At 50.7% G+C, this 12,686-nt stretch carries 14 protein-coding genes; 12 read left to right on the plus strand and 2 right to left on the minus strand.

Annotated elements, in window-relative coordinates:
• Positions 1-363 precede the first annotated feature (363 nt).
• From ACG1BZ_RS00315 to ACG1BZ_RS00325, 3 genes are all read left to right on the plus strand, one after another.
• Positions 364-1,332: a ribose-phosphate diphosphokinase gene (locus tag ACG1BZ_RS00315; RefSeq protein WP_413663927.1), complete on the plus strand. Its 969-nt coding sequence runs from the start codon at positions 364-366 to the stop codon at positions 1,330-1,332.
• Positions 1,333-2,062: 730 nt separating this feature from the next.
• The gene (locus ACG1BZ_RS00320; RefSeq protein WP_413663928.1) at positions 2,063-2,521 is read left to right on the plus strand and encodes a hypothetical protein; all 459 of its coding nucleotides are present in this window, start codon (positions 2,063-2,065) and stop codon (positions 2,519-2,521) included.
• A 13-nt stretch (positions 2,522-2,534) separates the two neighbouring features.
• On the plus strand, positions 2,535-2,747 hold the full coding sequence (locus ACG1BZ_RS00325) for a hypothetical protein (RefSeq protein WP_413663929.1): 213 nt from the start codon (positions 2,535-2,537) through the stop codon (positions 2,745-2,747).
• A gap of 76 nt (positions 2,748-2,823) precedes the next feature.
• On the opposite strand, the gene yihA is transcribed toward ACG1BZ_RS00325, so the two are convergent.
• A complete protein-coding gene (yihA, locus tag ACG1BZ_RS00330) occupies positions 2,824-3,483 on the minus strand; it encodes a ribosome biogenesis GTP-binding protein YihA/YsxC (protein WP_413663930.1) in 660 nt (219 codons plus the stop codon).
• Between the two features lie 124 nt (positions 3,484-3,607).
• On the opposite strand from yihA, the gene ACG1BZ_RS00335 reads away from it, so the two are divergent.
• From ACG1BZ_RS00335 to ACG1BZ_RS00375, 9 genes are all read left to right on the plus strand, one after another.
• Complete coding sequence (locus ACG1BZ_RS00335; RefSeq protein WP_413663931.1) at positions 3,608-4,282, plus strand: c-type cytochrome; 675 nt, start codon at positions 3,608-3,610, stop codon at positions 4,280-4,282.
• Between the two features lie 229 nt (positions 4,283-4,511).
• Entirely contained in the window at positions 4,512-5,198 is a 687-nt protein-coding gene (locus tag ACG1BZ_RS00340; RefSeq protein ID WP_413663932.1) for a thiol:disulfide interchange protein DsbA/DsbL, read from the plus strand.
• Between the two features lie 123 nt (positions 5,199-5,321).
• On the plus strand, positions 5,322-6,518 hold the full coding sequence (locus ACG1BZ_RS00345) for a c-type cytochrome (protein ID WP_413663933.1): 1,197 nt from the start codon (positions 5,322-5,324) through the stop codon (positions 6,516-6,518).
• Between the two features lie 44 nt (positions 6,519-6,562).
• Complete coding sequence (locus tag ACG1BZ_RS00350; RefSeq protein ID WP_282930499.1) at positions 6,563-7,027, plus strand: ecotin family protein; 465 nt, start codon at positions 6,563-6,565, stop codon at positions 7,025-7,027.
• A 265-nt stretch (positions 7,028-7,292) separates the two neighbouring features.
• Positions 7,293-7,772 carry a hypothetical protein gene (locus ACG1BZ_RS00355; protein WP_413663934.1) on the plus strand — a complete coding sequence of 160 codons (480 nt, stop codon included), beginning with the start codon at positions 7,293-7,295 and terminating at the stop codon, positions 7,770-7,772.
• A gap of 45 nt (positions 7,773-7,817) precedes the next feature.
• On the plus strand, positions 7,818-8,492 hold the full coding sequence (locus ACG1BZ_RS00360) for a hypothetical protein (protein ID WP_282930497.1): 675 nt from the start codon (positions 7,818-7,820) through the stop codon (positions 8,490-8,492).
• A gap of 359 nt (positions 8,493-8,851) precedes the next feature.
• Complete coding sequence (locus ACG1BZ_RS00365; protein ID WP_413663935.1) at positions 8,852-9,262, plus strand: ACT domain-containing protein; 411 nt, start codon at positions 8,852-8,854, stop codon at positions 9,260-9,262.
• 14 nt (positions 9,263-9,276) lie between these two features.
• Positions 9,277-10,020: a hypothetical protein gene (locus tag ACG1BZ_RS00370; RefSeq protein ID WP_413663936.1), complete on the plus strand. Its 744-nt coding sequence runs from the start codon at positions 9,277-9,279 to the stop codon at positions 10,018-10,020.
• A gap of 176 nt (positions 10,021-10,196) precedes the next feature.
• A complete protein-coding gene (locus ACG1BZ_RS00375; RefSeq protein WP_413663937.1) occupies positions 10,197-11,822 on the plus strand; it encodes a M28 family metallopeptidase in 1,626 nt (541 codons plus the stop codon).
• A 27-nt stretch (positions 11,823-11,849) separates the two neighbouring features.
• Here ACG1BZ_RS00375 and ACG1BZ_RS00380 read toward each other — a convergent pair whose 3' ends face one another.
• Entirely contained in the window at positions 11,850-12,569 is a 720-nt protein-coding gene (locus ACG1BZ_RS00380; protein WP_282930490.1) for a 4'-phosphopantetheinyl transferase family protein, read from the minus strand.
• Between the last annotated feature and the right edge of the window lie 117 nt (positions 12,570-12,686).

The following is a 12,686-nucleotide window of genomic DNA, read 5'->3' on the forward strand; positions in this document are numbered from 1 at the left end:
GGAATGATTTGGCGCGCTCTTGTTGGTACAGATGAATAAAATGCCAATTTTTGTGTTTTGTTAGGCGTTTTTACAATCTTTTTGAAATTCCGTGGAACTGTTCCGGCGACAGCCCCTCTAAAAAGGCAAGATCGTTGGAATGCGTCATCATCCCCCAAGGAAGTCAGATGTTTGCCCCGGTACTCCCCCAAGTCCGGGGCATTTTTTTGCCTGTTTTTTAGCCCTGACCCTCCCTATCCACGCAAGCCGCAACAACTGCAACACCCGCAGTACTCCAGATCCTAAATTCCACTGTCCATACTTCTATTAAAACGTGGGCAAGGCGCTTAGCGAGTGTGAGGCGCCAGGCAGGGTACTGAGCTTATGAGCCGCATTAAGTTATTCAGTCTCGATGTGGGAGCAGACTTCGCAGGACGTGTCGCCGCGAGTCTCGGTGAACCGGTATCTCGCCATGAAGAGCGTCAATTCGATGATGGCGAACACAAAGTTCGGCCACTGGATGACGTGGAAGGGGCGGATGTTTTTCTGGTCCAATCCCTTTACACCGATACCAGCAGCTGTGTTGACCAGAAACTTATGCGCTGCCTGTTTTTTATTGGGGCGCTTCGCGATGCCGGTGCCGCGAGAGTGACTGCGGTCATCCCCTACCTTTGCTATGCACGAAAAGAGCGGCGAACCAAATTGCGCGACCCCCTGCCGAGTCGCTATCTAGCCAGTTTTCTGGAAGCCGCCGGAGTGGATGTAGTCGTGACTATGGATGTTCACTCCCTGGCGGCCTTTGAGAACGCATTCCGCTGCCGCACAGTTCACCTGGTTTCCAACCCCCTGTTGATTGAAGTAGCGCGAATGCGCCTATCCGGAGACCCGGGTCCCCTGGTTGTTTTGTCTCCAGATGAAGGAGGGATAAAGCGTGCGGAAAAATTCCGTTTGGCCCTTGGGGATCAGTTGGGGGTGCCGGTGGCTAGCGCATTTGTGGAGAAGTATCGCAGCGGTGCTCTGTTGAGTGGGGGAACTTTGATTGGGGAAGTTAAGGATGCCACGGTCATTATCGTCGATGACTTACTTGCTACTGGCCACACAGTTACACGGGCAGTGGACGCGGTGATAAAAGCGGGAGCGAGGCGGATTTTGGTGTTTTGTGTCCACGGACAATTTAGTCGCGATGCCCATACAGCAATGGCGCGCTTGCCGGTGGAATCAATTGTGGTGACTAATTCTCTTCCTCAGTCGCAGCTGCGAGGAAACTGTGAGTGGATAGATTGTGCGCCGTTGATTGCAGATTGTATTCGCCGCCTGCACAGCAATGGGCCAGTGGCTGAGTTAACAATTTGATAAAAATCGACCGCCTTTATATAGAAGAACGTATGAGGCGCCAAAACACGTATTTTGTTTACACTTATTTACCAAAGGGGCGGGAACCATCGGGCTTGAGAGCCTATCCAAGTAATCAGTTCATTGTTGCTCCCTAACCCCAAAGCGTTTAGCTTTTTCTACCCCGGATGGTCCCCAACTCCGGGGTTTTTTTTATGTCTTTCATAGAGTTTTGCAATTTCATTCAGCGGGGCACCTGTACTTTCCTTTTTGAGTTAAGCGCTTAAATCGTTTTATGAGCCGCTCAGCTACTTTAAGTTTTCGTATGCGGCGAGCAGGTCCTTAGATTGGCTTTCCCCAAGACTCCCGCAGAGGTTTTTCACAGTTACCTCTAGGTCCCACGGTTACATTGCCTGTTATCCACTTCCGGCATAATCGGGGGCATGGCATAGGTCTAATCTAAAGGCTCAAATATGCGCTTGGGAAGCATGAAAGTTCAGCCTAATATCGAAGCAGGTAAAGAAATATTGGGATGAAAAGAACCCTCAGGCGTACCCGTCCCCCTGGGTGCGTCTGACAAGTGCCCCACCCCAAGGGCACTGTCCCCTAGCCGGCAGCCCCCATCTGCCGGCTTTTTTTATGTCAGTAAATGACGCCATCACAGCAGAAAGCAAAAGTTGCTTGTGAATGCGCTTGCAAATGATAATGGTTCGCATTATCTTTAAGTTAAATCAAATATGGGGGGTTATCGGTGAATTTACGTTACTTGTGTGCCAACCATCGCCAATGGTTGACCGCTGACACGGATCGAGCGGAAAAGGCGTGGCTCGATTGGATTGAGCGCGGCAAGCTTTTGCTTGAAGAGTGCAATTACGCCGAAGCAATACCTTATTTGGGATGCGCCTTCGATCTGGCCAGCTTTCTTCTGGAAAAGCAGTGGCCAACTTATGCCATTTCGGCAACGCGTTTTAGTGAAAGCGCTATCTGGTTAATGGCTGCCTACCGGGAGCTGGGTGATGAAAAACTTCGAAACTACATACTTGCCGGCGCCAGCTCAGTACTCGCCCGCGAGTTGGGCGATAGCCATAAGCAAAGGGTTGCGGCGGATTGCATCAGCTCACTCTACCCCGGAGAGACACAGCAGCAGGTACGCGAGTTCTCCACAGCCAGAATATCCGCCTGTATCAATGGCGGAAACAGAGTGCACTGAGGGGAGTGAAAAGATGAATGTCGATGGCAATTCCCGTCTGCTGACGATTGCCATACACGAAGAAACTCTTGCCGCTCTTCTCGCGCAGAGGTACTTACATGCAGAGGAATTGCATTGTTTAACTCCGGGGGCACGCCGACGGCTGCACCGGGTACTGCTTCGCTCCCTGATCCCCGAACAGAAGCGCAAAGCAGCGGCAACTGGTGTGCCCGGAGTTCACTTTTAGGAATTATCTCCGGTGTGAGAAAAATTGAAGTGCTTGTGTTGCTCGGGGGGGCGCTGCCCCCGGGCTCCCAGCTTGTTCAATCGTCAGTGGGGGCGCCTTCCTCTGGGATTTCCAGCCACTCATTGAGCTTGCGCTCGAGTTTGTCCAGGCCTGTTTTTTTGGTCGATGAGAAGATCTGCAGAGTGACCCCGTGATTAAGTCCCTGTTCCTTGAGGGTCTTCTCCACTGCAAAGCGAGTATTGTTGGCTGGACCGTTCTTCAACTTGTCGGCCTTGGTTAGCAGGATGTGCACTGGGAGCTCGGCCTCTACTGCCCAGGTGAGCATATGCAGATCGAACTCCTTGAGGGGCTGGCGAATGTCCATTAGTAACACGAGTCCACGCAAGCACTCCCGCTTCTCAAGGTAGGTGGCCAGATGGCGCTGCCACTCATCTTTCATACTGCGGGCGACCTTGGCAAAACCATAGCCGGGCAGATCCACCAGGCGCTGCTGGTCGGAGAGGCGAAAAAAGTTGATCAACTGGGTGCGTCCCGGTGTTTTAGAGGTACGCGCCAACTTGTTGTTTTCCGTGAGCGCATTGATGGCACTGGACTTCCCCGCATTGGAGCGACCGGCAAAGGCCACCTCCGCACCAAAGTCCTCCGGACACTCAGTCAGGGTGGGGGCACTGGTGAGAAATTGTATGGAACGGTAGTTCAGTTTTGGTGGTTGGGCTTTAAATTCTGAATTTGACATCGTATAAGTCTGTTTATTCGGTACACTCGCTTGGCGCGCAAGTATATAATGCCGCCGTTTTCGCGTCGCAGGACTATCGGGGGCGGTGCGAAACGCCATCTCTCAGCGCGCAACGGGACGACGTATGAACAGCATTATCAAGAACACTGCTCTGGCACTCGGTTTAGTTTTCGGCTTGGGCGCCGTGCCCTTGGCGCTGGCTGCGGGCGACGCTGCTGCGGGCAAGGCAAAAGCCGCTCAATGTGCAGCCTGCCACGGTGCAGACGGTAACAGTATTGCTCCGGCTTTTCCAAAAATTGCCGGACTCGGCGAAAAATATCTGTATAAGCAGCTTAAAGATATTAAAGGTACACCTGACGGTAAAAAGGCCCGCGATGTGCCGCAAATGATCGGTCAGTTGGATAGCTTCAACGATCAGGACCTGCAGGATATTGCCGCTTACTTTGCCTCGCAGCCAATGCAGCTGACCGGATCTGAGGCTATTTCCGTGATGCTAAACAACGGTGAGAACGTCGACGGCCTGATGCTTGGACGTAAAATCTACCGTGGTGGCAATATGGAGACTGGTGTTCCCGCCTGTATGGGATGCCACTCACCTGCTGGACTGGGCAATGCACCGGCCGGTTACCCTCGTCTGGGCGGTCAGTATCCAGAGTATATCGAAGCCCAACTGAAAGCATTCCGTGCGGGTACCCGCAACAATGACGGTGAAGTTCGCACTATGCGCACCGTGGCCAAGCAACTCTCCGATGCAGAGATCAAGGCGCTGGCCAACTATATCGCAGGCCTGACTGACTAATAGTCACAGGGTTTGAGTACACTGAGGCCGGTCTGCAACCGGCCTTTTTTGTGCCTGTCGCCTGAGCATAAAGCCGCTTTCCAAAGACGTACTAGGCAGTTTTTGCAGTGTTTCCTTGCACGAGGGTCCGGGAACTTAAATAATCTGCGTTGTCTATTGTGTCCTCAGTGGCTCGACAGCCCGCCGCTAGATGGCGTTCGCACCACTAAATAAAAGTTGGAGAAGACTTATGAGAGCATTTCTCGCCCCGATCACGATGGTTTTTGCTGTAATGTTCAGCCTCGTTGCCTGCGCCCAGGAAAGTGGCGAGTTCAAAGCGGGCCAGCACTATGAAGTATTGCCGCAGGCTGTACCACAAAAGAGCAACGACAAGATCGAAGTGACTGAGATGTTCTGGTACGGCTGTGCCCACTGCTTCACTTTTGAGCCAACTCTGGAGCGCTGGAAAGAAAAGATGCCCAGCGATGTTGCGCTGCTGAAATTGCCAGCAATTTGGCAGCCGGTTATGGATGTACACGCTCGTCTTTACTACGTAGCAGATTCCATGGGTGTTCTGGAAAAGATGCACACGCCTATCTTTAACACCATCTACACTCAGCGCCAGATGCTGGCTGTCCGCGAAGGTCGCAACTGGGTGCCTGACTTAAAGGCTATCGAGGCTCTGTTTAACAAGCATGGTGAAGATGGTGCCAAAGCTGCGAAGCTGATGAATTCCTTCGCTATCAACAGCAAAGTTAAGCAAGGTATGGCCAATCAGCGCGCTTACAAAATGACTGGTACCCCGGAAGTTGTTGTTGCGGGTAAATACCGCATCAGTTCCTCTTTCCCCGGATATAAGGGTAAGAGCAATGGCCAGGAGCTGATGCTGCAAGTGGCGGATTACCTAATTGCCAAAGAGCGAGCGGATCGCGGCTAAGCTTTCCGATTGCAGAAACCCCGCCTCGAGCGGGGTTTTTTATTTCTACCCTAATAAAGGTGCCCCGCAATCTGTCGAGAGGCTCCTAACATCGATCAAACTTGCCCGATCCGGAAGCCACTAATGGGATTCAAATGGATTTTACTGTTTACCCTCCTAGCTGGCTTAATCGCACCTGTTTCAGCCCAGGACACTTCAAGCAGCAATACTTTGGCCGCTCAGGCCAGCAATCTTCTCTCCTATATAGCGGTAGACTACGGCGACGCCGTAGAGAACGGGCAGCGACTGGACACTCCTCTGTATGAACTACAGAAGCAACAGGTAGAAGAAGTACTGCGTCTGGTCACTCAACTCCCCGATCGGCCTGGTCGGCAGGGTTTGCAGAAAAGCCTCTCGGACTTGCGTAAGGCGATTGAGAATAAGGATTCCGGCGCAGAGGTGCGCCGTCGAGCCAATGCAATCGCCGACCGCCTTGCTGCTTTGTATCAGCTGCAGCGGTCACCCAGTTACTCTTTGCCCTCGCCGGGCTTTATGATGCCTGTTTATCAGCAGCGGTGTGCCATCTGCCACGGTGTCGACGGTGGGGGTAGTAATGAAGGCCCAGCCCTCAATGATCTCGAGAGAATGGCGGGGTTCAGTCTCTATGATCTTTATAACACCCTGGACCCAGAAACTGACTCTATTCACACAGTCGACATTGATGGAGACTTGACCGGCCTACAGCGTTGGGGATTAGCGGTGACTGTCGCTGCTTTTCCAGTGGCAAATCAGTTGCCACCCTCTTCCGACTTGGCGACCCGTTACCCCGGCTTACTGGGACTGCCGGGAATGGCGACCACTAAACCGGCGGAACTTGATCCAACTCTGCAACAAGCACTGATGTGGTGGCGCGGAAACCCCCACCTTGTACGCACTCTGATCCCCCCTCTTATCAGCGCAATTGGCTTGCTGCAGCTGGCGGAGACGGACTATCGAGGAGGAGATATAACATCGGCATACGGTAAGTTAATGCTGGCTTATCGTGATGGGTATAGGCCGTTACGACAGGAGCTGCTGATTCGTGACAAGGTACTGGTGGAGCAGCTTCAGGTCCAATGGCAGCAATTGCGGGGTGACTTGATTGGTGGTGCCAGTTCTACAGAAGTTATTGCCGCGTTTCAAAATCTGCGGGCGGATCTCAATCTGGCCCACTCCAAGTTGGAGCCACCTGCGATGGGGGAGGAGCGATACCTATGGACTGCCGCTCTGTTTGCTTTGGCAATTGGTTTGGGGGCGCTGCTCTGGTGGGGACTGCGAAGACAAAAGCGAACTAGACTTTAAAAAGTTTTGTCCGCCATTTCCCTACGCAGTAGTGAGGCCATACCATGTCAAAATTAGTTGCCACTGCCTTCATGTTGTTACTGGCCCTGGATTGCCACAGTTCTGAGCCTCTGGATGCATTTCCAGAGGAGGTTGATGGCAAGTTACGTCACGTTATCAAGCTGCCCAAGGTTGTCGATGAAAGTCGCTTTAGGGTTGAGTTGATACCGGGAAAAAGCCAAGTCGCGGAATGCAACTTGCAAAGCTTTAGCGCCCCATTGCGCAAGGACATACTCCCAGGCTGGGGTTACCCCTTCTATGTCCTGTCCGACCTGACCCCGACCACAGATACGCAAAAGGTCTGTGCCCAAGGCAGTGAATCCCGGCGATTTATCACCGTGCGCGGTGATGGCTTGATGCTGCCTTATAGCAGTAAGTTGCCAATGGTTATATATCTGCCTCAGGGCGTGCAGTTAAAGTATCGGGTGTGGAGAGCAGACAAGAATTTTTCCGAAGCAAAATCCAGATAGATGGACTACCGGTAAAAGTGACTTGCCATTCTTTTTGTGAATTTGTCGTAAATTTGAATATTTTTAACGTTTAACCTGCCACCGTTGTAAATTGCGTCTAGCCTTACTTTTCGAGGAATGTGAAAAATAGCGCCTGAGCGTTTTTTCATGCCGATAAGTGAGGCTTTAGCCCCGTAATCGGAAAGGAAAATTGGCGACTTCCCCAGTCGTCTTTTGAATAACCCGCCCCCTGTAATGCACTGGGGCCGATACCGTAGGGCAGCGCATGAAGTTTTTGCGTCATTTACCAAAGCGGCGTTTTATCAAGCCGGTTGTTCCATTTGTCACAGCAATTTTCCTAGCGATACCAATGTGGGCCTCGGCGGAGTCCGCCCAGCAAAAGTGGGCGGGAAATTGGCTGGTTGTGAGTGAAGGCGATGATCAATTAGTGTGGCAACTGCATGCCGATGGCTCCGGATATGCCTATGGATTTAATGCCAAAGGCCTATTGACCCATGGTTTTGCCATTAACTGGCAATTGGATGGTGACCGGGTGCGGGTTAAAACGGGAACTTCGGTGCGCTGTAAGGGCGGGGTTGTATCTGTCGCATTTCGAGATTGGAGCCGTGCCACCCTCCTATTTGCAGTGATTGATGGCCGTCATTGGCTGCAGGCGGGCGGTGGACTTCTGAGCTTTCAGCGTCGGTTGGCTGATTGGCGAACCCCCAAGGCCGGTGCAAGTTGCCCGGATATTGTCAGTCGCTAGCAGCTTAATTCCGTGCGAACGCTATTTAATCCGTGCGTGGAAAAGATGAGTAGTGGGTGGGAATGGATAAAATTCTATCTCTTCCTGCCACTGCTAATTTTTGTCGTAAGTGCAAATGCCAGCGAAGAGAAACGAAAAACACTCAATGAAGGCTGGCATGCAAAATCACGCTACGATGCCAGTCAATGGGTTGGGGCCTGGCTGATTTCCCGCGATGGTGAAGCGCGGCATGTCTGGAGTCTCAAGCCCGATGGCACTGGGAGATCCTACGCTTTTTTAAGGCAAAATGGAGAGATGCAATTCGTATTTGGATACGATATTAATTGGTATTTTGATCCATTTACTCAAATGGCAAATATAAAGACCGGACGCAGAATTATTTGCAAGCGAGGGAAGATTTACCCCTATTTTCTCACTTTAAAATCCTACGAAAGCGACTATGCGGTAAGGGGAAAGTTTGCCTGGCAAACAACATGGACAGAAGTGAGTATTGGGCGAAATCGCCTGCATAAATCCTACGTAGTTTTTGTAGCCCCCCTATCCGCATGGCATGATCCAGATAGAGATTCACCCTGCCCCAAATTTCCCCGTGTGCGCCTGGAAAAGGATATTGACGCGGTGCTGAAGAGCTGGGAGGTTGAACAGGATTCGTCGGAAGTGGATACAACTCCGGCACCCAATGAACCGGAATTTGATGGTGAAGAGCTGAGAAATCCGTAACTTCTCACAGTCATTGGGTCAACTTCTCTCAATAAGAATTAATCCCATCAATATATTTTTAACTTTCCACCAGCTAAAATCCAACTTCTCTAAGCTTCAGGAAAACTCTTAAAAATATTTAGTTATTAAACTGCCAGCTCTGTTAGGAAAATAATTCTAAAAAAATGCGTGATCTTATTTTTTCCAAATTAGAATACTCTGCCGGGTAATAGAGAGCCCACAAAAAGTAGTTTTAGAGTTGGACTATTTTCATCTTAAGACAGGTATTAATCAGAAAGATTGATCCAAAAACAGTGCGACCGTGTAGAAACCGGTCGTATTAATCAGGTTGGAGAAAACTTCCAGACGGCAAAGAAAGCATGAAAGCTGATCTATCCATAGTGAGAGCATTGAGAACTTTGTATCCCAAGCTGCACGATGAAATCTATGTGTTTTGTCAGGTTTCAGATAGTCGGTTTACAGATATTTTGTCAGAGAGTTTGTGTTTCTTCCGAGAAGGTGAGGGAATGAGTGTGATACTGCCTCAACGTTCGGCTCGGCAATTAGATATTGCCGCAAGCGCCCCCTTTCGCCAAATCACTTTGCAGATCCTGGCTGGTCTTGATGCGGTGCGGGTTATTCCTGTGGTCGCCCAGGAATTAATGGAGGCTGGAATAGATACCAGCGTGGTATCCACACTACACCGTGACCACATTTTTGTCCCTGATGAGCGCGCGGAATTTGCAGTAAAAATTCTGCGCGGTATTCGAAATCGAGTTCAATATAGCTGATATGTAGCCTGCCAGTGCGTATCAACTATCCCCCCACAGAGCCCCACGGCGAGATTCGCCAACTGTTGCCTAATTTTTTTTATGTTCCCGGAACTATCAAACTAGCGCCGGGGGTCACTATCAATCGCAATATGGGAATCGCTCGCTGGCAGGATCACCTTACCTTGATTAATCCCATCAGATTGCGTCCACAGCAGGAGGAAAAGTTAAAAGATCTTGGGCGTGTGAGTCACGCGATACGGCTCGGCTATCACCATGGGCGTGATGATCTCTACTACAGAGACCACTTTGATCTTACCTTTTGGACACAACGCGGCTCAGATTTCTATCCGCCAAAAGCAGATAAGGTGTTGCGACAGGAGGATGTTTGTCCAATACCGGGGGGGCGCTTTATTGTCTTTTCCCAAAGTCAGTTTCCAGAAGCCGTATTGTGGCTCCCGTTTAGTGGCGGACTACTGGTCAGTTGTGATGCCCTGCAGTACTGGCAGTCATGGAAAGGATGTACCTGGTTTGGTAAAAACCTGCTGAGGTTTTCTGGTATCCGCCGAGGTATGCAGATTGCTCCCTCCTGGAGAGCAAGGGTGACACCAAGTGATAAAAATCCCAGGTTGTGGTTGAAGTACGACTTCGAACAAATCCTAAGGCAGCCATTTTTGCACTTTCTTGCGGCTCATGGAGATTTTTGTGCGGATAATGCCTACGAGAAAGTAGCTTATGCGGTTGGACAAGCGTTCCCCGGTTTGGGGAAGGCTGCATAGATGAGTTTAGCGAGTACAGTCAGGGCGCAGCTCACTGGGCCTCAGCTTAGATTGCCCTAAATCGTGGTAAGATGGGCAATTACTCGACGGTCCACAAGCACCTGTAGTGGTGCGATTTCAAATGACCTGTCCGTATCAACAATCACGCTTTGTATTCCTGAGAAGTAGCACTCCCCATGAGAGTTAAAAGTCTATTGGGTGCCCTGGCTATGGCACTATTGGTGGCTTGTACCACCTCCAGCATTAACAGCACTGGCCCCATTGCAGATAGTGATTACATCCGTAGAGATATCAATTTCCTCGCATCAGCGGAACTAGAGGGTCGCGATACCGGTAGCGAGGGTTATCGCCTAGCGGCACAGTATGTGGCTGGCCAATTTAAAAAGATGGGGCTGATTCCAGCAGGGGAGCAAGGTTACTTCCAGGAAGTGCCTTTTCGCAGTGCCAGTTGGGATGGGAGTGATCCTGAATTTGTCTTAGAGGGCCAGAACGATGAAATCGCCATGCAATTTGGCGAGGACTTTCTAGCATCGCCCTCCGCACTGAGTGAGCGCTCGCAGATCAATGCCGAGTTGGTATTTGTCGGTTACGGTATTGAGGCTCCGGATTTTGGCATTAATGACTATCACGGCCTGGATGTACAGGGAAAGATTGTCGTTGTGTTAGCTGGCCGGCCGCAGAGCTTGCCCAGTGAAGTGGGGGCTCACCACTCCTCTCCTCGCACCAAACGCCAGGTTGCAGCAAAACATGGCGCTGTGGGTTTTGTTCGCCTTTATACACCTGAGCGGGAGAAACGCCGCCCATTTGACTACTATGCGAAGCACCGTTTTGATGACACTTTTGACTGGGTGAAAAAGACTGGTATGCCCGGTAGTGCAATCCCGGGGATGCACCCGGGAGTTATGTTGAGCATCGCTGCAGGCGGCAAGCTGTTTGATGGCGCTGAGCGCAGTCTTGAAAGTATTTTTGCCGATATTGAGCAAGGAATAACTCCAGAAGGCTTCCCCCTTAGTTACCGTGCAAAAATGAGCAGCAGCTCTAACCACAAGCGCGTAACCAGCCCGAATGTAGTGGCCGTTTTACCGGGAAGTGATCCACTCCTGAAAGATGAATATGTTGTTTTTTCCGCACACCTGGATCATGTTGGAAAGAAAGAGGACGGCGAGATTTACTACGGTGCCCAGGATAACGCTGCCGGTATCGCGGTGATGTTGGAAACCGCACGTCTTTTTGTTGAATCCGGGCAAAATCCTCGAAGATCACTGCTGTTCGTTGCTGTTACCGCAGAGGAAAAAGGTTTGCTGGGATCGGATTATTTTGCCGAGTACCCCACGGTGCCACTGGAATCGATCGTAGCCAATATCAACCTTGATATGCCCATGCTGCTCTATCCATTCCGCGATATTATTGCTTTCGGTGCTGAACATTCATCTTTGGGGCGAGTTGCGGAGGAGGCTGCAAACCGTTCCGGGCTTAAACTCAGTCCCGATCCCATGCCGGAGGAAGTTATCTTCGTGCGCAGTGACCACTACAATTTTGTCCGTCGCGGAGTGCCCTCAATCTACTTGATTACCGGAAGGGAGGCAAAAGACCCCAGTGTGGATGGTACTGCTGCACAGATGGGTTTCTTCCGCGAGCGTTACCACAAGCCAGGGGATGCTGCGGACGAGCAGATTAATTATGAGGCGGCTGAGCAATTTACCCAGGTAAATTACCTGATTGCCCGGCAAGTTGCCGATGCAGACAGGCAACCATACTGGTACGACGGTGATTTCTTTGGGGATTTATTTTCCAGGGAGTGAGCGGCTTGAACACCCTGGGAGCAAGCCCTAACTGAAACCATTGATTGGCTTCAGGATAGTACTTTTGCTTGTTCTTTCGCAGTGGCTAGCTCTAAATGTGCCTATTGGGGTTACGACAGAGCTGGCTTGATTGTGTTTAACCGCAAGGCTTAGGTAGGCTCCAGGCCTCGGCTGTCCTGTCCACAATAGGTAATTCTTGTACGGATGGTTCAATTGCTGAGGTCGGTTAATTACAGGAGCTGAGGCCAGCAGCTGCCCCAAATCGACACCAGAACATTTAGCTAATGCTTCTTTGGCGGTCCATTTAGTGAGGAAACAAGCAGCTACTTGCGATGTCGGGAGCGAGTTTAGTTCGGTTATCTCCGCCTTGTGGAAGTATTGCTTAGCCATGGCCAACCAATTCCTTTGGTGGGACTCATTTTCGCAATCAATACCTACTGGAGTTTCCGCTATTGCTACGGCAACAAAGTCATCGGAATGGCTTATGGAAATATGACAAAGGGGTTTTCCTCTAACCATAGCAATGGTCGGTGCTTCAGCCTCAACTGTAATTTCCCAAGGTGAATACTCGTATTGCTCCGCAATTAAAGTGCGCAGTAATATTCGCCCGGCCAGGAACTGGGCTCGGCGTTTAATACTGTGTATTTTCTCCAGCCGTGAGAGCTCAGTGCTTCCCAGCAGGTGAATGGAATCTCCCTGCCAGTTTCCTGACCAGCTATTGAAGGAAGAGCAGGTAAAGTAAGGCATTTGATAACCCCTAAGAATTTGTTCTCTTTGGAAGAGATGGAATCTGGTCGACTTAAAAAACCTTCACTTTAACGGCTGGGGGGCTGTGCAATACAAGTTTCCATGGCAAATGTGTAC

The sequence above is a fragment of the Microbulbifer sp. CNSA002 genome (assembly GCF_047324085.1).
Taxonomy (GTDB): domain Bacteria; phylum Pseudomonadota; class Gammaproteobacteria; order Pseudomonadales; family Cellvibrionaceae; genus Microbulbifer.

Excerpts from the sequence above, each read along its gene's own strand:
- ACG1BZ_RS00355 (WP_413663934.1), top strand. The coding sequence starts at position 7,293 with ATGAAGTTTTTGCGTCATTTACCAAAGCGGCGTTTTATCAAGCCGGTT.
- ACG1BZ_RS00345 (WP_413663933.1), top strand. The coding sequence starts at position 5,322 with ATGGGATTCAAATGGATTTTACTGTTTACCCTCCTAGCTGGCTTAATC.
- yihA (WP_413663930.1), bottom strand. The coding sequence starts at position 3,483 with ATGTCAAATTCAGAATTTAAAGCCCAACCACCAAAACTGAACTACCGT.
- ACG1BZ_RS00365 (WP_413663935.1), top strand. The coding sequence starts at position 8,852 with ATGAAAGCTGATCTATCCATAGTGAGAGCATTGAGAACTTTGTATCCC.
- ACG1BZ_RS00350 (WP_282930499.1), top strand. The coding sequence starts at position 6,563 with ATGTCAAAATTAGTTGCCACTGCCTTCATGTTGTTACTGGCCCTGGAT.
- ACG1BZ_RS00315 (WP_413663927.1), top strand. The coding sequence starts at position 364 with ATGAGCCGCATTAAGTTATTCAGTCTCGATGTGGGAGCAGACTTCGCA.
- ACG1BZ_RS00335 (WP_413663931.1), top strand. The coding sequence starts at position 3,608 with ATGAACAGCATTATCAAGAACACTGCTCTGGCACTCGGTTTAGTTTTC.
- ACG1BZ_RS00360 (WP_282930497.1), top strand. The coding sequence starts at position 7,818 with ATGAGTAGTGGGTGGGAATGGATAAAATTCTATCTCTTCCTGCCACTG.
- ACG1BZ_RS00375 (WP_413663937.1), top strand. The coding sequence starts at position 10,197 with ATGAGAGTTAAAAGTCTATTGGGTGCCCTGGCTATGGCACTATTGGTG.
- ACG1BZ_RS00325 (WP_413663929.1), top strand. The coding sequence starts at position 2,535 with ATGAATGTCGATGGCAATTCCCGTCTGCTGACGATTGCCATACACGAA.
- ACG1BZ_RS00380 (WP_282930490.1), bottom strand. The coding sequence starts at position 12,569 with ATGCCTTACTTTACCTGCTCTTCCTTCAATAGCTGGTCAGGAAACTGG.
- ACG1BZ_RS00340 (WP_413663932.1), top strand. The coding sequence starts at position 4,512 with ATGAGAGCATTTCTCGCCCCGATCACGATGGTTTTTGCTGTAATGTTC.